This window comes from Clostridium pasteurianum, assembly GCF_001705235.1.
Lineage (GTDB): Bacteria > Bacillota > Clostridia > Clostridiales > Clostridiaceae > Clostridium_S > Clostridium_S pasteurianum_A.
The window spans coordinates 151,781-172,104 of sequence record NZ_MCGV01000002.1; the positions used below are offsets into that span (position 1 = coordinate 151,781).

A 20,324-nucleotide genomic window follows, 5' to 3' on the forward strand; every position below is an offset into this window, starting at 1 on the left:
TATGAGGAGGATATTAATGCGTAAAAAGGTATTTTTTTTAACTATTCTACTTTTTCTTTCACCTTGCTATTTAGGACAGCCTGTTCAGGCCAGCGAACAAAACGCTGCATATCCAAAAACAGCAGCTGTTAATACAATTTCTAAAGGATGGGTAACTGAGGGGAATTGTACATATTACTATACAACAACTGGTGTAAAAGTTACCGGATGGCAGCGTATTGACGGTAATTCCTACTACTTTAATTCTTATGGTGCTTTACAAACTGGTTGGATTATAGTTAACAACAAAACTTATTATTTAAACAATGATGGTGTTATGCAAACTGGTTGGAAGTCTATAGGCGAAAATAAATATTATTTTAATGTAAATGGTGTTATGCAAATTGGATTAGCCGCTATTAATGGTAAATATTATTACTTTAATAATGTAGGTGTTATGCAAACTGGTTGGCAAACTATAGGAAACTTTAAATACTACTTTACCTCTCTAGGATATGCTAAAACTGGATTCTTTAAATACAATGACAACTCTTATTATGCAATTGCATCCGGTCAAATAAAAACTGGTTTACAAAATATCAATGGTCAATATTTTTATTTTGACCCAAATGGCATTATGCAAACTGGATTTCAACGTATAGGAAATTTTAATTACTACTTTGCATTAAATGGAGCTGCAAAGATTGGTTTTTTTAGCATTGATAATAACACCTATTATTCTAACTCTTATGGTCAAATTTTAAAGGGCCTACAAAATATTTGCGGACATTATTACTATTTTGATGTTAACGGTGTTATGCAAACTGGTTGGCAGAAAATAAATAATTCTCTTTATTACTTTAACTCAGATGGAACTGCTGCAACTGGATGGACTACTATTTCTGGTAATACTTATTATTTTAGTACAAGCGGGATAATGGCAACTAATATCGCCTGCATAAATGGTAAATATTATGGTTTTAGTACTACTGGTATAATGCTAAAGGGAATGCAAAAGATAGGTCTTTACTCTTACTACTTTTCTTCAGATGGATCTGCTGCAATTGGTTTTTTTACTGAAGCAAATAAAACATACTACTCTAACATTTACGGTAGAATATTAAAAGGCCTGCAAAATATAGGTGGTCTATACTATTACTTTGATGCTGATGGTGTTATGCAAACCGGTTGGCAGAAAATAAACAATTCTACTTATTACTTTAACTCAAATGGAGCTGCTGCAATAGGGTGGACTACAATTTCTAATAATACCTACTTCTTTAAATCAAACGGTATAATGGCAACTAACGTTAATCTTATATATGGTAACTATTATGGCTTTAATACAAACGGCATAATGCTTACAGGCTGGCAAACAATAGGTGCTAATTCTTACTATTTTAATGATGATGGTTCTGCTCAAACTGGCTTTTTTGATTATAATGATCAAACCTACTATTCATCTACAACTGGAGTAATGTTAAAAGGTTTCCAAACTATTTATGGTAATATTTATTATTTAGGAACCTCCGGAGTTATGTATAAAGGATGGTTATCTCTTAACGGATGCGCATACTATGCAAATGATGATGGTGTGATTGCAAAAGGATGGAAAACCATAGGTGAAAATACTTACTACTTTAATGCTTCAGGTGCTGCACTTACTGGCTGGCAGGCACTTAACGGGAATACCTATTACTTCAACAGTGATCATATTATGCAAACAGGATGGCTTTCTGTTAATGGGTATACCTACTATCTTGGAGATAATGGAAAAAGATATACAAGCTGTTGGTATACAAATGATTCAAATAATTACTATTTTGATAATTTGGGTAGAATGTCTACTGGAGTTGTTAAAATCAGCGGTAAGTATTATGGTTTCTCTAAAAATGGAGTTCAGTTATATGGCTGGAATACAATAAATAATTTAACCTATTATTTTTCTCCAGATGGAAGCGCTTTAATTGGATGGCAAGTGGTAGATGGAAATCTATATTACTTTTACCCTACTGGTTATGCTGCTAAAAATATAATTTTAAGCAGAAAAGTTGGAAATTCAACTATTAAATATAAGCTTGATGCCAATGGGATTGCCACTCAAATTTAATACTATTTATTAAACTCTAGATGAATCAAAATATAAATATTCTAGCACCTTCCGGATAATGGAAGGTGCTTTTACTTTCTCAGTAATTTCTACACTATTAATTAGTTTAAAAATTTCACAAATCTTTAAAGCATTTGTACACTTTTCACCAGAACTGCATAATAGATATATGAAAACAAAATGAAAGGATGATGTTTTATGGCTGCAACTTCAACTATTTACAAAAGACAATTAACCCTAAATTACGATGGAGTAAATTCCAAAGGCAAACAGATAGTAAAAAGCATAAAATTTAAGAATGTAGATCCTGCTGCAAGTCTTGACAACATATATGCCATTGGAAGCGAAATCGCAAAGCTTCTATCTGTAACTGTCTCTGAAATCACAACTGTAGATAATTCTAAAATAACTGCTTAAACCTTAAAGGAGGGTTAAAATATGTCAAAAACACTTAAATTAAAATTTTCAAATGAATCTGGAAAAAGCTTAAGTATGAATGTCCCTTATATAGGTGACAAAGTTACCGCAGATGAAGTTAAAACCTTAGGAACAGACATAATTTCAAAAGGGGTTTTTACAGTAAACGGAGAAGCCTTAAAAAAACTTTCTTCAGCTGCAATAGTAGATACTGAAAAAACTGATATGCTTCAGTAATAAAAAATGGGGTGCTGTACTAACTTTTTAGTTCAGCACCCCATTTTTTAATTTCTTCTAATTAGTATATCCTGCCCTATCTAACATTTGCAAGAAGCTCCACAAACTTGGTTTCCAAACACTCCATTCATGTCCTCGTCCTTGATATAGCCAGTAGGTATTAGCAATCCCCCTAGAATCGCAAAAATTGTGTACTCCTGTACCATACTTCATAAGATTATCGTTTGTTCCGTAGGAAATAAATAATAGTTTCAAATTCTGCCTTGCTGCATTTCCTCCATCAGGAAATAAAACGGAATTTGGATGAGTATCTGGAGCTGCAGAGTAAGCACCAACATATGCAAACAAATTCAAGTTTGTTAAACCAATATTGAATGCTTGTCCGCCTCCCATTGATAAACCAGATATAGCTGTGTGAAGACGATCTGTGTAAACAGAATAATGACTTTGTACATAAGGCTTCAAATTGTTAGTTAAATCTTTAGCAAAATTTTCATAGCCATCTGATACTCCTGGTCCGGTTGCATTACAATTGGGCATTACCATTATAGAAGGCTTAATTTTTCTTTCAGCAATAAGATTATCCGCAATAAGATTGGCATTGCCTCCTCTAGTAGTCCAGTCTTCTTCTGAGCCACCAATACCATGAAATAAATACATTACGCTATACTTTTTAGCAGCTGAATACCCTGGTGGCAAGTAAATTTTTGCCCTACGCTGACTTCTTGTTGCTGAAGACTGGTAATAAATATATTGTACTGTACCATGAGCAATATTATTTTTATATCTATCAAAATCCCATGATGGCAGTGTTGGATTAGTAGTCGCTGCTGATGCAACACTTGGTGCAGCACCTAAAGATGTTATAACCATTAATCCGCTGAGTAACAAATTGATAATTCTTCTTTTCATTAACTTATCCTCCCTAAAATTAATTTTTTATCAGTTCCTCATACTTTCTACTTTTTTTATTTTATAAACACATACGAATTTATAATCTTAGTTTAAAATATTTATTTACTATTTTATAATAATATTATTATATTGACCATGGCTATAGTTATAATTTTAAAATTGTAAGCGTTAAAGTGCAATGTGCATGTACTTAAATGATAATCTTAAATATTTATGCATATGCACAATAATAGATACTAATTAATGAAAAATGTTAATTTGTGATATTACATATATAAATACTAAAATTCATTGTAAATTGTAATTTTAAAATTCAATCCTTTAAATAGTATTATTTACAGGTAAAGAACATAGAAAATTTGTAACCACTTATATTATTTTAAAATAATATATATAAAGGGCAACTATAGTAGTAATATACTAAAACAACTTAATTTTTAATGTTGCTGTTCCATATTACGACTTCAAAGAAAGAATTTTTTAAAATAACCAAGCTCTTCTTGCAATCGTTTACATTATTTAAAAATATATAAAATTTTTTATCTAAATGGAGTGAATGAAATATGCTAATGATGCCTTGTAAAATAATTAAGTTTATACCTGAATTTAATACCGAACTGGGTTACATGGTTATTAATACTCTTACAAACAAATGCTTTGATTTATATTTAAAAACTGATAATTCAACTAAAAGTTATAAGAAAATTGCAGCTACCCTTAGTTCGGCTACTGTAAATGATTTATTTGCCATATATTATGAACAAAAGGAAAGGTTTCCTGGAAATCATGCACTGTCATCATTAAAAATAAATTATATTACTGGAGCTCATAAAATTTAAAACATCAATAAAATCTTTAAAAATCATTATGTGCTTTTAGGGTTATGTATTAATATATGACCCTAAACTATAATTACAATATTATATTTAATAAAAACAGTTTGTAACAAATTTTTACAATGGCAATACTATAATATAGAGACAAGCATTATTTTAAACAAAAGAATAATCGTTCTCTTTCCATATGAAGCTTTGTAAAAGTCTATATTTTATAATCCCATTAGGCTTTTAGATTAAAACTTTAATTTTTATAAATGGGAGAATGGATATATGCTAATGATTCGTTGTACAATAGTAAGAATTATAAACCATCCAGCTACTGGAGAACCAGGCTACGAAGTTATTCTTCTTGACGAAGCAAACCATATAACAAACTATCACCTGATTTATATTTAAGACAAGGTGTAGATAATAGTCTAATTATAAACGTCCTTTTTAATGCTAGTGCAAATGACGTATTTCAGATACTCTATGAAAATGAAGCAATTCCTGGATATCCAGAATTAAGAATAAATTATATTATTTCAGCTATTCGGCTGCCATAATTTAGAATATCAACAAAACCTTTAAATATTATTGTATAATTTAGGGCTATATATTAATATTTAACCCTGAATTATAATTACAATATCATATCTACTAAAAATAATTTGTAGCAAATTTTGACATTAATAATACTATAATATAGGGACAAGCTTTAAATCCCTTAACACAAAAGAATAAATGGAGGAGATACAAATGTCTATGGATCTTAATATACGAGTGATTAGTAATCTTAAAGACACACAATTTTTTATGTTATATCAGCAGGATATAAATTTAAATGTTAAAAACTTTAAAGTTGGAGCCTGGGAAAAAGGTCATATTGCTCCTGGTGCACAATTCTCCACACTTCTTCCTTTAAGTATTCAAACTCAGGGAAGGGTAACCCAAAATGGCACTATTTATAAAACAAAATCAATAGAAACTGAATATAATCACAGCTATGAAATTTATATGAACCAAGAAGGCCTTGATATACAAGCCTCAACCTTAACAGCACCCACAGATAACACTATGAATGTTTATAATACAACTGACTCAATAGTAGATGGTGTTATTTTAAAAGATTCAAAACCTCTATTTTCAGCTCCAGTAAGACCGGGTAATAAATTAAATTTTAATATAAAGCCTTCTATTTATGTTGCTATTTCTGATTATTTTATAGAGCAAGAATTCTTTGATGCAGCTACTTTATCCCCTCTCACTAAAATAAATTATGAAGGTCAATCTTATTTAACTATAATATTAGGGGAAAATGTTGGCACTGGAAGGTTTACTGTGGATTATAACTTTGATGCCTTTGATTTAGATTAATTTATAACATTTTAAACTGATTTATATTAGAAGAGTATAGTAATACTTTGTTATTATACTCTTCTTTCAAGAAAGGAAGTAACCTTAAATGGAAAAAAATCGTACTGCTACTACTACTACTACTGAAGATATTTACGAACTATCCGATCTTATACTTGGTGGCGATATTAAAAATACAGACGGTGTTGCAATACAACAGCATTGGACTTATAAAGGTCAAGACTTTTTTTTAAATCTATCTAAGCCAAATAGTGAATCCATTTCAAATGTTATTAAGAAAGCTAAGGCTACTAATACCCCTATCAGATTGACACTTTCTAATGCTAATATTATTGAGAGTGTTGAAGAAATTAGATATCCTAAATACCAAAATTAAATGTATGTTAGCTATTCTTAAGAAAGTTGTATCGTGCCAACCCCTAGTAACTATCCTATTGACACTTTTTAAGTTTAATTTAAATGTTGGTATTGAAGTTAGAATATAATTAAGTTATTTCTATACCATACCTGCAAACAATAATATCCTTAGCCTGACTTTATCATACACTGGAACTACTACAATAAAAAAATCAACATTTTTTAGGGTCATATACTATCATGTTATATTAATATATAACCCTAAGTTATAATTGCAATATTATATTCAATAAAAATAACCTGTAACAAATTTTCGTATTAATAATACTGTATTATAAGGACAAGCTTTAAGTCCTTGGAACACAAAAGAATAAATGGGGGAAATACAAATGTCTATGGATCTTAATATACGTGTAATTAGTAATCTTAAAAACACAGAATATTTTATGTTATATCAGCAGGATATAAATTTAAATGTTAAAAACTTTAAAGTTGGAGCCTGGGAAAAAGGTCATATTGCTCCTGGTGCACAATTCTCCTCACTTCTTCCTTTAAGTATCCAAACCCAGGGAAGGGTAACCCAAAATGGCACTATTTATAAAACAAAATCAATAGAAACTGAATATAATCACAGCTATGAAATTTATATGAACCAAGAAGGTCTTGATATACAAGCCTCAACATTAACAGCACCCACAGATAACACTATGAATGTTTATAATACAACTGACTCAATAGTAGATGGTATTATTTTAAAAGATTCAAAACCTCTATTTTCAGCTCCCGTAAGACCGGGTAATAAATTAAATTTTAATATAAAGCCTTCTATTTATGTTGCTATTTCTGATTATTTTATACAGCAAGAATTCTTTGATGCAGCTACTTTATCCCCACTCACTAAAATAAATTATGAAGGTCAATCTTATTTAACTATAATATTAGGGGAAAATGTTGGTACTGGAAGGTTTACTGTGGATTATAACTTTGATGCTTTTGATTTAGATTAATTTACAACCTTTTAAACTGATTTATATTTAGAAGAGTATAGTAATTCTTTGTTATTATACTCTTCTTTTAAGAAAAGAAGTAACCTTATCTCAGTTATTTATTTATGCAACATTACAGTTCTAATATTAATATTTCGCATTAACCCGTAACCCTAATATATAATACTATACGTAATTTAAATAGTAGGAGGAATAAATAATGTCCACAGATCTTAATATTCATATAATTAGCAATCTTAAAAGCACAAGCTTTTTTATACTATATCAACAAAATATAAATTTAACCACTAAAAATTTCAAGGCCGGAGTATGGAAAAAGGGCTACATTGCTTCTGGTGCAGAATTTTTTACAGCTTTACCCTTAAATTTTGAGATTCAGGCAAAAGTTAAGGGAACTAAGGAAATATATAAAACAAAATTAATAGCTGCTTCTTATAATCACAGCTACGAAATTTATATGAATAATAGTGGTATTGATTTACATGAATCCAACTTAATAAAACCGTCAAATAACACAGTTAATATTTACAATACAATAAACTCTATGGTATCAGTTATTGCTTTAAAAAACTCAAATCCCATTTTTTCAGCTTATATAAGACCTAGTAGCGAACTAAATTTCGCCATAATACCTTCACTTTATATTTCTATATGTGACTCTGATATAGATAAGGATTTCTTTAATCCTTCTTCCTTGTCACCTATGACAAAAATAGATTATATGGGACAAAGCTACGTTAATATATTCTTAAATGAAAATACATCCACAGGAAAATTTCAAATATGCTATGATTTTAATTTGCCACAAAAAAGAATTTTTTGATGCCTATAATAAGCGCCTTATACTAGCAATATTGTAATCTTACTTTATGAATAATATAATATTTAGTCTCCACGTTATGTATTTATATTAAATATTAATATTATGATTTAGGGTTATATACTGTAATGCAAATCTAATACTTAGTTGTGATTTTCTAATTATAACTAATACTAACCCTAAAAAAGAAATTAAGAATGGCGGACACCTTTCCTACGTTTCGCTATGAAAAATTTTTAATTCTTAATTTCTTTTGTTATAGTCGTTAGGTAAAATTTACCATCAAAAATTTCCATCCTATTAGCCTTTTAAACACATTTTAAGTTTAAATGTCATGTTATACTGGTCAAAAGGCAAAATCGTATATATGAAGCTTATATTGAGCTTAAAATTGATTCAGTGCGATCATAATAGTACAGCAATAAACTTAAAATAAAACTTACAGCTCCTTCCCCATATTAAATTATCCACTTTAAAACCACATTAAATCGGCATTAACACTACAATTTTCGGTACTTGGATAATAGAAAAAAGTAAAAAATCAAGAATTAAGAATAATGGTGGAAATGAAGACATTTATAATTTTAAAAAATTTTCGTAGTAGAACGGAGAAAAAATCTCATTCATTTTTAATTTCTTTTACCGTATCTTACACTTTTTAATTATATTTATTAGTAAAAACTTCCATTAAAAATTTCCACTCTATTAGCCTTTTAAATGCATTTTGAATTTAAATGTCGTGTTATACCAACAAAAAGGTAAAGTGATGTATATAAGGCTTATATTGAGCTTAAAATTGATTTAGTATGGTCATAATAGTACGCCAATAAACTTTAAATAAGCCTTAAATCTCCTTCCCCATATTAGATTTTTCACTTTAAAAACACATTAAATCCGCATTAACGCTACAATTTACGGCACTTGAGTAGCAGAAAAAAATTAAAAATGATGGTGGATTTTTCTCGGCTTTGCTCCGGAAAATCTTATAATAAAAAAAGACCATTTCCACTAGTAAAAATGGAGATGGTTAGTAGTTATAAATTTTAAATTTTTTTGTAGTAGATCTTAGAAAAATTTTTATTCATCTTTAATTTTTTGTTACTAAAAGAATGTTATTATAAACTCATGTATGATAGCATTCTTTTAGTAACAATTTTCGCAGAATAAATTTTTTAAAAATACATCAAATCCCCGTATAATGGCACTTATATGACAATTTTATTTTATAAAAAACAAAATATCCTTTTAACATTCATTTAGTAACATTTCATTAATCATCATCTTCCCAGCCTAAAAGTCCCTTCTCAATTTTTGAAAAATCATATTTTCGCTGCTTGTAATCATTAAAAGTATCCACTGCCACATTTGCCTTAGGTTCTTTAAAGTCCTTAACAAGTGTTCTTATGTATCCAACTATGTTTTTCACATTTTTGCTAAGAGCATATTCATAGCACTGCTTTATTACTTTAAGATCTCCCTTACTCTCTTTCAAAATACCTTGAGCTTCTTTTTTTGTTATTTTGTGGTTCTTGAATATTTCTTGTACGTCCTTGATCTTATCATTTTCTTTATTTTTTTCAGTTTTACTTTCGGTTGTACTTGTACAAGCTACTTCCTTTTCACCCTTATTGGTATTGCTGTCCTTTATGTAAAATTTAATTCCTGTAACCTTTTTTCCTGTTTTTATTGGCGTAAAATCAAAAGATATGTCACTGCCATTTATTTCTTTCTGCGCTTGAAGTAAAACTTTATTTTTGAAAACAGCATAATTTTTATAACTTGGTGGGCAATTCAATTTATACTGTAAATCATCTATGTTATCAATCCTCCAGCCAGTATCAGAAAAAGATTTTAGCATATAATAAATTCTTTTAGAATATATACTTCTAAAATTCAAAGTGTATTGAAGTTCGTAATAAATCCTTTTTTTCATTTCAAGAAGAGCTGTCTTTAAAGTTTCTCCTATTTCAAAATAAATAGATCCATCTTTGTCATTATAATTAAGCATACTAAACCAGGTAAAATAAAATTCCTTACCTGCATTTTTGTCTTTTATTATAAATTTATTGTGTTTTGTAAAAAGCTCTTTAGTTGCTTTTTTTATATCTCGATACACGTTAGTTGAGCCTGAAATAAATAAATTTTTATATTTATCAATGTCAATTTTATATACATGTTTTCCATCATCACGTATAGTATTTAATATCATGTCTATGATATCATTCTCTTTTGAAGTTAAGTTATATCTTGCTTCAATAAGCTTTTCAGGGCGCATTGCTATTAATTTTTTTTTCATAGAACTACCACCTTTTAGCAATATATAGAGTGAAACTAACTTATAGTCCAGCTAATTTCACTCTATATATTATAACTGTTACTATTACTACATACAAGTAATAGTAACAATTCATTTAGTAACAGTTGCGCATTCATTTGGTAACAATAAAAAAGTTATTAACATTCATTTAGTAACAATTACGCATTCATTTAGTAACAATTAAACCTGTGAGCCCGTTGATATAACTAGCTTTATCGGAACCCTACTATCTTTACTAATTGTTGTATTACTATATATTACAACAACAGAGATGGTTGTTGTTTTTTTTTAAAATTATTTTTTTGCTTTAAAATGCAAATCAATTTTTAAACATTCATTTAGTAATAGTTTATTACACTAAAAAAATTAATAAAGAAAAAATGTTGATTTTCTGCTGCTTTGATTTAGAAAACCTATATTTTATAAAAAAAACATTTCCACGCATGGAAATGAAAAAAATATAAATTAATTTTTAATTTTTTTAAGCTTACTCAAAATCTATATTGTTTATGCAAAAATCACACATCTTGTTAATAAGCTCATTTCTACTGTAACCCGTTTTTTTACATATTTGATCAAGCTCCTTAACTAAGTTTTCGTTCATGTATAAATTAAAAGTCTTTTTTACAGCCTTCTCATCCTTTTTTTTAGATATTTTAAATTTACCGCTGCCAGTTATTTTTGGCTGTTCTTTAAGCTCTTCTTTTTTAGCTTCACTTATTTCGCTTTTAATATTGTTTTTTATGCTTTCTCTAAAATTACCTTTCATTTTTATATACCACCCTTACATTTAATATTAGAGTTATGTATTAGCATTAGCTATAGAATACTATATAATATATAGTTTTAGTATTAAAACTTGACATTAAGTATTAATACTAAATACTAATATTATATATTCATATCACATACATAATTAAGAATTGAGGTTATCTTATGCGACCTAATATTTCCTTATATAAATCATTGTAAACCATACTTCGGTCTGTATCATATTCTTGTATAGTCCTATGAAGTGCAGCTGCTTCTTTATATTTAACACTACTATATATAATAGTATTAAATAGGTTGCCTTTTAATTCTTCTTGTACAACTTCATCAAATTGTTTATTGAATACAGTTCTTCTTTCAAATTTGTTTCTTAAAATACCAAGAAGAGTAAGGTTAGCATTGAGATCACTTTCGGACATTTCTTCGACTACTTTGTTTACCATATTTAATCCCTGGAGAGCACTTGTGGAATTATCTATTACTTCTATAAAATAGTTGCTCATAACTAAACTGTTTTGTACTGTAATTCCTAAGAAGGGCGAATTATCAATTATTATAAAATCAAAGTCATTATTAAATTTTAAAAACTTGTTTTTAAGTATGCTTTCACGATTCATTTTATTTGTAAGTTGACTTTCTAAAATAGCGCTATCTATAGTATTTGAAAGTACATATATATATGGATTATGAGCTTCTATGCAATCTTCAAAGCCAACTTTATTATTGGTATAAAGATCATAGAGATTAAATTCGCTTTTTATATTAAGTATTTGTGTTACATTACTTTGGCTATCATTGTCTATTAAAAGAACTTTCTTTTTATTCTTTGCCATTTCACCGGCTAAATTAATTGCTGTGGTTGTTTTTCCAACTCCACCCTTAACATTAATTATACTTATTATATCAGCCATAATATCACCAACCTTTTTTAATCAGTCTATTTTTTTAAAGGTAACAACTTTTACACTTATAAAAAAATAGCTTCCTTATTATATAGGAAAATCCTACCTTACTATTTTAACATATTTTTTATGATATAAGTATTATATTTTAATATTTTATATTAATATTTGTTTTAATACTAGTATTTGATACTAATATTAAGTACTAGTATTAAATATTTAATTTAAATTGTTCACAAAAGACTATTGCTTTGATTATAATAAAGGCAAAGCAAATTTCTCTTATATTCCCTACGAAAAATAACATAATATAATGTAGAAGGATAATTGGATTTGTATATGATTTTATTAATAACTTATTAATGATGACTGATATATTAATTTATTTGAAAATACAGGTGGTATAAGGATTAAGTTAAATCTATGTAATTTGTGCTTAAAATTCCGTAGGTACGGAGGAATTTTTTCCTTGTTCTACCTCAAAAGCGAATTAACATTGATGAAGGACCAATTTAAAAAAGCTCTAATAAATCTTGATAAAAAAATCTTAGATTTATAGAGTTTTTTTTATGTTCCAAATCAATGTTAATTCTCTTTGCATAGTCGCAAAATTATTATTATACTATATATAAGTAATTAAATATTTTTATAAAGGAGGTACATATAAAATTTTAATTTGTCACAAAAATAAATAATGTCGCATGGAGGGCATAGGCTTTGAGGAAAAAAATTGGATTTTTAAATTTTTTAATTGTTCTGTTACTTGTGTTTTCAGGAAATAATATAATGGCGGATACTACTAATGGAGTTGGAGTTTCCTATGAAGCCCATGTGCAAAATATAGGATGGCAGAATTGGGTAAATAATGGTGCAGAAGCAGGAACCGAAGGACAATCACTTAGAATTGAGGCATTAAAGATAAAGCTTATAAATGCCCCAGAGGGAGCCCAAATTTCTTATGAAGCCCATGTGCAGAATGTAGGCTGGCAAAACTGGATAAGTGATGGCGGGGAAGCAGGAACAGATGGTAAGTCATTTAGAGTTGAAGCATTAAAAATAAAACTTACAAATATGCCTGACTATACAGTACAGTATCAAACTTATGTGCAGAACATAGGTTGGCAGAATTGGGTAAGTGATGGTGCAGAAGCAGGAACCGATGGTAAGTCACTTAGAATTGAGGCATTAAGGATAAGAATTGTTAAGAAGATCCAGTCAATAACACTAAATAAAACTTCTGATACCATAAAGGCCGGAACTACAGATACTCTATCAGCAGTTACTGCTCCAACAGATGCAGTAAATCAAAATCTAAATTGGACATCCTCTAACACTTCAGTTGCGTCAGTTGATTCAGGTGGCAAGATTACAGGTATTACTGCCGGAAGTACGGTAATAGCGGCAGCCACAGATGATGGCAACGTAAAGGCTTCTTGCAGCGTTACTGTAACACCTGGAGATTTAGGAGTTTCATATGAAACTCATGTACAGAATATAGGATGGCAGGATTGGGTAAGTAATGGCGTGGAAGCAGGAACGGACGGTAAATCACTTAGAATTGAAGCATTAAGAATAAAACTTTTAAATGCGCCAGAGGGAGCCGGAATTTCATATGAAGCACATGTACAGAATGTAGGCTGGCAAAGCTGGGTAAGTGATGGTGCAGAAGCAGGAACAGACGGAAAGTCATTTAGAGTTGAAGCATTAAAGATAAAGCTTGTAGGTATGCCGGATTATTCAGTACAGTATCAAGCACATGTACAGAATGTAGGCTGGCAGAACTGGGTAAGTGATGGCGCAGAAGCAGGAACAGATGGTAAATCACTTAGAGTTGAAGCTATAAGAATAAGGATAGTTAAAAAAGTTCAGTCAATAGTACTAAACAAGACTTCTGATGATTTAAAGGTAGGAGATAGTGATACTTTAACGACATCAATTAGTCCATCAGATGCTTCAGATGCAAACTTAATTTGGGAATCTTCTAATCCTTCAATTGCATCAGTTGATTCAAATGGTAAGGTTACAGGTGTCTCTGATGGAAATGCTGTAATAACAGCAGAAACGGAAGATGGAAGTGTAAAAGCTTCATGTAATGTAAATGTACAAAAAGTGCAGGCTCAGTCAATAACATTAAATAAAACTTCTGATACTTTAAATTTTGGAGGCAGTGACACTTTAACAGTGAATTTTAATCCAACAGATGCTACAAATAAAAATGTAACATGGACAACCTCTGATGATTCATCGGTAAAGGTAGATGCTAATGGAAAGATAACTGCAGTAGGATCTGGTACAGCGGTAATAACGGTTACTACTCAGGATGGAAATAAAACAGCTTCCTGTGGTGTAAGTGTACTTAGCGCTACTGATACAAAGTATAATTCCGCATTAGATAAGGCCAAAAGTGTTCTTTCATCTATAATAAAGCCTGGAATGTCTACTGTAGATAAGGAACTTGCTATTCATGATTATATAGTTGCCAATACGGATTATGCTACTGAAGTATATAATAATAATACAAATGTATCAGATGATGTTTATACTGCTTACGGGGTTTTAATAGATAGAAAAGCAGTATGTGAAGGATATGCAAGAGCTTTTAAAATAATGTGCGATTTAGAAAGTATTCCATGTAGGTTCATAGCAGATTATAATCCTCTTGATCATGCATGGAATGAGGTTAAGCTTGATGACGGAAACTATTATCAGGTAGATACTACCTGGGACGATCCTGTAAAATATGATTCAGTAAATAATTTGTATGTGCCAGGTGATTCAGTGGAACATACATACTTTAATTTATCCGACAAGCAGATATTTTCAGATCATCCTATTAGCCAGAGTGAATGGGCTACTTATAATAATCCACAGGCTAACATTGACAGCAGTGAATTTTATGCAGTTGCAGATGTTTCACATGACTCAAATGTAGTTTTTACAAATTATAATTCACACCTTTGCAGTGTTGATTCTAGTGATAATATAAAAACTATATCATATGATAATGCTCAAAATATAAATTATTACAATGGGTATATATATTATACTGTAGATTCTGTTGATAGCAGTAATAATGTTACTAAAAGTATAATGTATATGATAAGTCCTAATGGTGGAGGTAAAGTTAAATTAGCTGTAGGTAAAAACATAACTAAAATGTACCTTTATAATGGTGCAGTATATTACTTAGATGCTGGTGACTTTTCTATTCATAAGCTTGTTTTAGATGGAAGTTATAATAACAATACTATAATAGGTTATTCATGGAGCTCAAATTTTTATGTAAGTGGAAGTTCGCTTTATTACAGTTCAAATGATGATGAGTATATTCATAAGGTTGATCTTACAACCCTTCAGAATAACAGATTAATGAGTGTTACAGATTATAATTTACAGGTTTATGGAAACTATATATTTTACAAGAATTCATCTTCCATTTATAGATCTGATTTGAATGGCGGCGGTGCTACATTGATTTTAAACGGTGTTTCAGATTTTATTGATGCAGCTATAAATCATATTTATTATGAAGCTAATAATATATGGTACAAATCTAATCTTGATGGAAGTGGATTAAGTAGTATGAGCTTTTAAAGAAGTTGAGAAGTAATAGTATTTTGAAACATTAAATAAAACTCATAAGTCTAAGTTCCGAATTATAAAGATACTAAGAAATTTTAATAACTCGCTGAAAAAAGCTCAAACAAATTAAACTTTCTAAGTCTCTTTATAATTTGGAACAAAACTTATTGAGTTTTATTTAAATTGTTCTCAAAATACTATTACTTCTCTTAGAATAATAGCAAGGAATATTTTTCTCCGTTTCTCTACGAAAAATACTTATTTATAAAAATTGTATACAATGATATTATTTAAATAAGTATATTTTATTTAAAAATGGGAGAGATGTTATTTTGAGTTTAATTATTTATATTTTGGCTAGTGTAGTTATTGTAATCTTTGATATTAAATTTTTGTTCATGGGTTTTTTAAGTAAATCTAGTTTGGGTAAAAGATTAATTATGTATAAACTAAATGCTATAAAGGAAAATTATAAAATATTAGATGAAGATAAATATGTAGCTGCTGTTGAGATGAGAAATAAAGTTCTGATATTTGCTTTTTCAATTATAGCGCCAATGGTAGTTTACTATTATAAAAGTAAATATATATGGTTTTTTATAGGTGTGTATTTAGCAATAGATATAACTTTTGAAAATATGAGTAAAAAATTCTTGGAAAGTAAAAATCCCAAAAATAAATAGAACGTAGTTAAATCAACGGTTAATAATAATATAGTATGTAATTTAATATTAGGGTTATATATTAAATCTAAAGGCTAATACTATATATTAGTTGCACATATAAGGGCGTAGATATAATATTAATTGTAACCCTTTGATATAATACTTTGTCGCATTTTTAGTGTACTCTATTTTTTTATTATAATAAAAGCATTTTAGGAGGTATTTTTATGTCCAAACTTAAAATAGGTATTGTTGGTCTTGGAGGTATAGCAAATAAGGTGTATCTGCCTTTTTTATCGCGAGGAGAAGATTGGAATCTTGCTGGGGTTTTTAGTCCGACTGAAGCAAAAAGAAATAGAATATCGGAATACTATAGAGTTAAGGCATTTGGCTCGTTAAGTGATCTTATTGAAGCATCAGATGTGGTTTTTGTAAACAGTTCCACAGCTTCGCATTTTGAGGTTGTAAGTGAAGCATTAAAAAGAGGAAGGGATGTCTATGTAGATAAGCCCCTTGCAGAAACTCTTGAAAAAGCGGAAGAATTAGTTGAACTGAGCATAAAAGCGAACAGAAAACTTATGGTTGGATTTAATAGGCGTTTTGCACCTATGTACATAAAAGCCAGAAATAGTATGAAAAATACGGCTTTAATAAGGATAGAAAAACACAGAGCTAATGGAATAGGAAATGTAAAATTTAGTGATACTTTGCTTGATGATTATATACATGTTATTGATACAGCTATATGGCTTAGTGCCCCTGAAGGGAAATTTAAAGGAACTATTAAAGTTAATAATGAAAATGAGCTTATTTTTACAGAACATAGTTATAAATCAAAAGATGATGCTTCTGTTTTTATGTGTATGCATAGAAAGTCAGGCTCTAATCTTGAAAGATTGGAAATCATAAATGAAGATTCTATAGTTAGAGTGGAAAATATTGATACTATGGAGATAGAGAAAAATGGTGTTATTCAAAAGGGCATTATGCCTGCCTGGGATACCGTAATAAAAAGGAAAGGCTTTGAGGGAGCCATTATGAGTTTTATAAATTCCGTATTAGGTGATACCAAACCTGAAGTTGATGGGGAAGAAGGATTAAAGGCACAAAGGTATTTATATGAAATTATAAGGAACAATAATATAGATAGATAAAATTAATTGTGATGTGTGGAATTTATTTGACAATACAAATAAATCCATAGTTAATAAATTCATGGTTGAAATGGTTTCCATAAGAGTGATATCCTATTATTATATGATATAAATAATGTAGTAAATAATTTTGCGGAGGGATGTTAAATGCGACACAGTAAGTTAAAGGATTTTCCAAAGAATTTTTTATGGAGTGCATCAACAAGCGCTTATCAGATTGAGGGAGCATGGAATGAAGCTGGAAAGGGACCTTCTGTTCAGGATACAAAAGAGGATCTTCCAGAAGGTACCACTGATTTTAAAGTAGCTAGTGATCATTATCATCATGTTGAAGAAGATATAGGTCTTTTAGGTGAAATGGGACTTAAAGCATATAGATTTTCAATTGCTTGGACACGTATTATTCCTGATGGTGATGGAGAAGTAAATAAGGAAGGCGTGGAATTTTATCATAAATTAATTGATGCCTGCCTTAAAAATAACATAGAGCCAATTGTAACCATGTATCACTTTGATCTTCCATGGGCACTAGAGAAAAAAGGTGGCTGGAAAAATAGGGCTACTATAGATGCTTTTCTTAAATTTAGCAAAGTAATTTTTAAGGAATACGGATCAAAGGTAAAGTACTGGCTCACAATCAATGAACAGAACATGATGATTCTTCATGGAGCTGTTATTGGAACTAAGAGTGGAAATGCTGGTAACGCTTTAAAGGAAATATATCAGGAGAATCACCATATGTTAATTGCACAGGCGAAGGCAATGAAATTGTGTCATGAGATGTGCCCTAATAGTAAAATAGGACCTGCACCTAATATATGTTCAATTTATCCTGCTTCATCAAAACCAGAGGACTATATTGCAGCGCAGAATTTTTCGGCTATAAGAAACTGGATTTATCTTGATATGGCTGTGTTTGGAAGGTATAACCCAACAGCTTGGGCGTATCTTGAAGAAAGAAACGCTACTCCTGAAATATTGGAGGGTGATATGGAGGCTCTTAAAGGTGCAAATCCTGATTTTATAGCTTTTAATTATTACAATACAGCTACAGTTGAAGCCAATAATGATGATAAAAATGTAAAAGCTTCTACTGGAGATCAGCAGAGTGCAGTTAAAGATCCAGGAGTATTCCAGGGAGTTTCAAATCCAAATCTTAAGAAAACACAATTTGGTTGGGAAATAGATCCTGTTGGTTTCAGAGTAACTTTAAGAGAAGTCTATGACAGATATCACCTTCCAGTTATAATAACTGAAAATGGTCTTGGAGCTTACGATAAGTTAGAAGATGATACTGTTCATGATGATTACAGAATTGAATATTATAAGGAACACTTACATCAAATAAAGGAAGCTCTAACTGATGGTGTTGAAGTTTTCGGATATTCACCATGGAGTGCTATTGATCTTGTTTCAACTCATGAGGGAATAACAAAGAGATATGGTTTTGTGTATGTAAACCGTGATGAATTTGATTTAAAAGATTTAAAGAGATATAAAAAGGACAGCTTCTATTGGTATAAAAAGACCATTGAAAATAACGGGAAAGATCTTTAATAAGCTGTGAAAATAAAAGGAAAGGGCTGATGACAACCCTTTCCTTTTATTTTAATATGTAGAGTTACACTAAAAATTAGTACTTAGTATTGATATTATATATAAACCCTGTAGTTTTAACTAAGTATCAATACTAAAACATAGAAAAGAAATTAAAAATTAAGAAAGAAAAATTAATAATTTTTAGTATGATAACCACATGAATTTAGATGGAAAGTAATACTATAGGGTTAATATATAGTAATAGTATTATATATTAGACTTATAATTTATATTAAGTATAAGTACTAGATTATATATTTAGTATTAGGGTTAAAATATAATATTAAGGGTTACAATTAGACATAACCCCATATATTAACCATGTAGTTTAAACTAAATATAAATACTAGAATATATATTTAGTATTGGGGTTAAATTTTAAAATTTAATTAGTTCTGCATTTTTATATGTCATTTCAATTTCCATATGATCACCTAAAGCATGAGGTACTTCTATGCTTATTCCAATAGAATCATTTGTTAAGTAGAAATATGAGGATTTAAGATTTAAAGTATCAATACTAATGTTATTTAATATGTATTTTTGTGAAGCTAAAAGCTCTTTAGATTCAGAAGAACTATTTACGATTGTACCTGAATTCTTTAAAGTATCTATAAAATTCTTATCTAAACGTACAATGCTTTTTAATGATAATTCTTTACAATTTGTTAAGTTTATATTTGATGTATAGAATAAGTTAGTTGGGTAGGCTGTATCTGGCGAAGAAAATAAACCTGTATACTTAATGCTTAAAATCTTTTCTGTACTTAGAGATATGTTGTTTTCTACGGTTATAGTATATTTTGTATTGCCTGAAAATCTGGACAATACTTCTAAGGCTCTATTTTTGATTAAATTATTTACACATTTCTGCAAAGCTGCACTGCTTAGACCGCTAATTTGAGGATATTTTATAGTTATATTTTTACCATTATTGTTAACCTGATATTTTTTTTGCAGTATGTTATATTTTACTGAGTTATTTTGTTTTGCCCTTACTGATATGGCTTTAGTAATTTTGTTATTATAATATCCAGTTAATAAGATTGAAATTGCTAATAAAATTGAAACTCTAGTTAGTAGTTTTTTCATATTAAAGTTGTTTCCTTTCTGTATTTTAAAATTAGTGTACCAACTAATTTTAAAATTAATGCATTTTATTAAAAACACTTTTAATTATTGTATTTAGGACTGTTTTGTATGTAACCCTTTCTTTTTAATCAGCATATAGTATTAATATTTAGTATCAGTATTATATATTAATATCACAGATTAAACTGTATATAAATATTGACCC

General features: G+C 29.3%; 18 protein-coding genes. 13 read left to right on the forward strand and 5 right to left on the reverse strand.

All coding sequences use genetic code 11. From position 1 onward, the window contains the following. Nucleotides 1-16: 16 nt before the first annotated feature. From BEE63_RS20840 to BEE63_RS20850, 3 genes are all read left to right on the forward strand, one after another. On the forward strand, nucleotides 17-2,089 hold the full coding sequence (locus tag BEE63_RS20840) for a hypothetical protein (protein WP_066023427.1): 2,073 nt from the start codon (nucleotides 17-19) through the stop codon (nucleotides 2,087-2,089). 198 nt (nucleotides 2,090-2,287) lie between these two features. Next, nucleotides 2,288-2,506, forward strand: coding sequence for a DUF1659 domain-containing protein (locus BEE63_RS20845; protein ID WP_066023428.1), 219 nt, complete (start codon nucleotides 2,288-2,290; stop codon nucleotides 2,504-2,506). 21 nt (nucleotides 2,507-2,527) lie between these two features. After that, on the forward strand, nucleotides 2,528-2,743 hold the full coding sequence (locus tag BEE63_RS20850; RefSeq protein ID WP_066023429.1) for a DUF2922 domain-containing protein: 216 nt from the start codon (nucleotides 2,528-2,530) through the stop codon (nucleotides 2,741-2,743). 57 nt (nucleotides 2,744-2,800) lie between these two features. On the opposite strand, the gene BEE63_RS20855 is transcribed toward BEE63_RS20850, so the two are convergent. Continuing rightward, nucleotides 2,801-3,655 (reverse strand): alpha/beta hydrolase, encoded by an 855-nt coding sequence (locus tag BEE63_RS20855; protein WP_066023430.1) that lies wholly within the window; start codon nucleotides 3,653-3,655, stop codon nucleotides 2,801-2,803. Nucleotides 3,656-4,221: 566 nt separating this feature from the next. Between BEE63_RS20855 and BEE63_RS20860 the strand changes: the two genes are divergently transcribed. The 6 genes from BEE63_RS20860 to BEE63_RS20880 all read left to right on the forward strand — a co-directional run bounded on the left by BEE63_RS20860 (nucleotide 4,222) and on the right by BEE63_RS20880 (nucleotide 8,040). Beyond that, entirely contained in the window at nucleotides 4,222-4,497 is a 276-nt protein-coding gene (locus BEE63_RS20860) for a hypothetical protein (protein WP_066023431.1), read from the forward strand. A 270-nt stretch (nucleotides 4,498-4,767) separates the two neighbouring features. Further along, nucleotides 4,768-4,893: a hypothetical protein gene (locus tag BEE63_RS22375; RefSeq protein ID WP_278286391.1), complete on the forward strand. Its 126-nt coding sequence runs from the start codon at nucleotides 4,768-4,770 to the stop codon at nucleotides 4,891-4,893. A gap of 342 nt (nucleotides 4,894-5,235) precedes the next feature. Next, complete coding sequence (locus BEE63_RS20865; protein WP_066023432.1) at nucleotides 5,236-5,853, forward strand: hypothetical protein; 618 nt, start codon at nucleotides 5,236-5,238, stop codon at nucleotides 5,851-5,853. Between the two features lie 88 nt (nucleotides 5,854-5,941). Beyond that, complete coding sequence (locus BEE63_RS20870) at nucleotides 5,942-6,229, forward strand: hypothetical protein (protein WP_066023433.1); 288 nt, start codon at nucleotides 5,942-5,944, stop codon at nucleotides 6,227-6,229. Nucleotides 6,230-6,599: 370 nt separating this feature from the next. Then, a complete protein-coding gene (locus BEE63_RS20875; RefSeq protein ID WP_066023434.1) occupies nucleotides 6,600-7,217 on the forward strand; it encodes a hypothetical protein in 618 nt (205 codons plus the stop codon). Nucleotides 7,218-7,416: 199 nt separating this feature from the next. After that, on the forward strand, nucleotides 7,417-8,040 hold the full coding sequence (locus tag BEE63_RS20880) for a hypothetical protein (RefSeq protein WP_066023435.1): 624 nt from the start codon (nucleotides 7,417-7,419) through the stop codon (nucleotides 8,038-8,040). A 1,267-nt stretch (nucleotides 8,041-9,307) separates the two neighbouring features. On the opposite strand, the gene BEE63_RS20885 is transcribed toward BEE63_RS20880, so the two are convergent. From BEE63_RS20885 to BEE63_RS20895, 3 genes are all read right to left on the reverse strand, one after another. Further along, nucleotides 9,308-10,333 carry a replication initiation protein gene (locus tag BEE63_RS20885; protein ID WP_066023436.1) on the reverse strand — a complete coding sequence of 342 codons (1,026 nt, stop codon included), beginning with the start codon at nucleotides 10,331-10,333 and terminating at the stop codon, nucleotides 9,308-9,310. A 508-nt stretch (nucleotides 10,334-10,841) separates the two neighbouring features. Then, nucleotides 10,842-11,123: a ribbon-helix-helix protein, CopG family gene (locus BEE63_RS20890; protein WP_066023437.1), complete on the reverse strand. Its 282-nt coding sequence runs from the start codon at nucleotides 11,121-11,123 to the stop codon at nucleotides 10,842-10,844. A gap of 160 nt (nucleotides 11,124-11,283) precedes the next feature. Beyond that, entirely contained in the window at nucleotides 11,284-12,036 is a 753-nt protein-coding gene (locus tag BEE63_RS20895) for a ParA family protein (protein ID WP_066023438.1), read from the reverse strand. A gap of 708 nt (nucleotides 12,037-12,744) precedes the next feature. Here BEE63_RS20895 and BEE63_RS20900 point away from each other — a divergent pair. From BEE63_RS20900 to BEE63_RS20915, 4 genes are all read left to right on the forward strand, one after another. Then, entirely contained in the window at nucleotides 12,745-15,621 is a 2,877-nt protein-coding gene (locus tag BEE63_RS20900; protein WP_066023439.1) for an Ig-like domain-containing protein, read from the forward strand. A gap of 320 nt (nucleotides 15,622-15,941) precedes the next feature. Further along, nucleotides 15,942-16,292: a hypothetical protein gene (locus BEE63_RS20905; protein WP_066023440.1), complete on the forward strand. Its 351-nt coding sequence runs from the start codon at nucleotides 15,942-15,944 to the stop codon at nucleotides 16,290-16,292. 209 nt (nucleotides 16,293-16,501) lie between these two features. Next, nucleotides 16,502-17,428 carry a Gfo/Idh/MocA family protein gene (locus BEE63_RS20910; protein WP_066023441.1) on the forward strand — a complete coding sequence of 309 codons (927 nt, stop codon included), beginning with the start codon at nucleotides 16,502-16,504 and terminating at the stop codon, nucleotides 17,426-17,428. 147 nt (nucleotides 17,429-17,575) lie between these two features. Next, nucleotides 17,576-18,985, forward strand: coding sequence for a glycoside hydrolase family 1 protein (locus BEE63_RS20915; protein ID WP_066023442.1), 1,410 nt, complete (start codon nucleotides 17,576-17,578; stop codon nucleotides 18,983-18,985). 420 nt (nucleotides 18,986-19,405) lie between these two features. Here BEE63_RS20915 and BEE63_RS20920 read toward each other — a convergent pair whose 3' ends face one another. After that, the gene (locus BEE63_RS20920; protein WP_066023443.1) at nucleotides 19,406-20,119 is read right to left on the reverse strand and encodes a hypothetical protein; all 714 of its coding nucleotides are present in this window, start codon (nucleotides 20,117-20,119) and stop codon (nucleotides 19,406-19,408) included. Nucleotides 20,120-20,324 lie beyond the last annotated feature (205 nt).

What these genes read in the sequence shown, in the direction of transcription:
- BEE63_RS20840 (WP_066023427.1), top strand. Translation starts at nt 17, where the DNA reads ATGCGTAAAAAGGTATTTTTTTTAACTATTCTACTTTTTCTTTCACCT.
- BEE63_RS20845 (WP_066023428.1), top strand. Translation starts at nt 2,288, where the DNA reads ATGGCTGCAACTTCAACTATTTACAAAAGACAATTAACCCTAAATTAC.
- BEE63_RS20850 (WP_066023429.1), top strand. Translation starts at nt 2,528, where the DNA reads ATGTCAAAAACACTTAAATTAAAATTTTCAAATGAATCTGGAAAAAGC.
- BEE63_RS20855 (WP_066023430.1), bottom strand. Translation starts at nt 3,655, where the DNA reads ATGAAAAGAAGAATTATCAATTTGTTACTCAGCGGATTAATGGTTATA.
- BEE63_RS20860 (WP_066023431.1), top strand. Translation starts at nt 4,222, where the DNA reads ATGCTAATGATGCCTTGTAAAATAATTAAGTTTATACCTGAATTTAAT.
- BEE63_RS22375 (WP_278286391.1), top strand. Translation starts at nt 4,768, where the DNA reads ATGCTAATGATTCGTTGTACAATAGTAAGAATTATAAACCATCCAGCT.
- BEE63_RS20865 (WP_066023432.1), top strand. Translation starts at nt 5,236, where the DNA reads ATGTCTATGGATCTTAATATACGAGTGATTAGTAATCTTAAAGACACA.
- BEE63_RS20870 (WP_066023433.1), top strand. Translation starts at nt 5,942, where the DNA reads ATGGAAAAAAATCGTACTGCTACTACTACTACTACTGAAGATATTTAC.
- BEE63_RS20875 (WP_066023434.1), top strand. Translation starts at nt 6,600, where the DNA reads ATGTCTATGGATCTTAATATACGTGTAATTAGTAATCTTAAAAACACA.
- BEE63_RS20880 (WP_066023435.1), top strand. Translation starts at nt 7,417, where the DNA reads ATGTCCACAGATCTTAATATTCATATAATTAGCAATCTTAAAAGCACA.
- BEE63_RS20885 (WP_066023436.1), bottom strand. Translation starts at nt 10,333, where the DNA reads ATGAAAAAAAAATTAATAGCAATGCGCCCTGAAAAGCTTATTGAAGCA.
- BEE63_RS20890 (WP_066023437.1), bottom strand. Translation starts at nt 11,123, where the DNA reads ATGAAAGGTAATTTTAGAGAAAGCATAAAAAACAATATTAAAAGCGAA.
- BEE63_RS20895 (WP_066023438.1), bottom strand. Translation starts at nt 12,036, where the DNA reads ATGGCTGATATAATAAGTATAATTAATGTTAAGGGTGGAGTTGGAAAA.
- BEE63_RS20910 (WP_066023441.1), top strand. Translation starts at nt 16,502, where the DNA reads ATGTCCAAACTTAAAATAGGTATTGTTGGTCTTGGAGGTATAGCAAAT.
- BEE63_RS20915 (WP_066023442.1), top strand. Translation starts at nt 17,576, where the DNA reads ATGCGACACAGTAAGTTAAAGGATTTTCCAAAGAATTTTTTATGGAGT.
- BEE63_RS20920 (WP_066023443.1), bottom strand. Translation starts at nt 20,119, where the DNA reads ATGAAAAAACTACTAACTAGAGTTTCAATTTTATTAGCAATTTCAATC.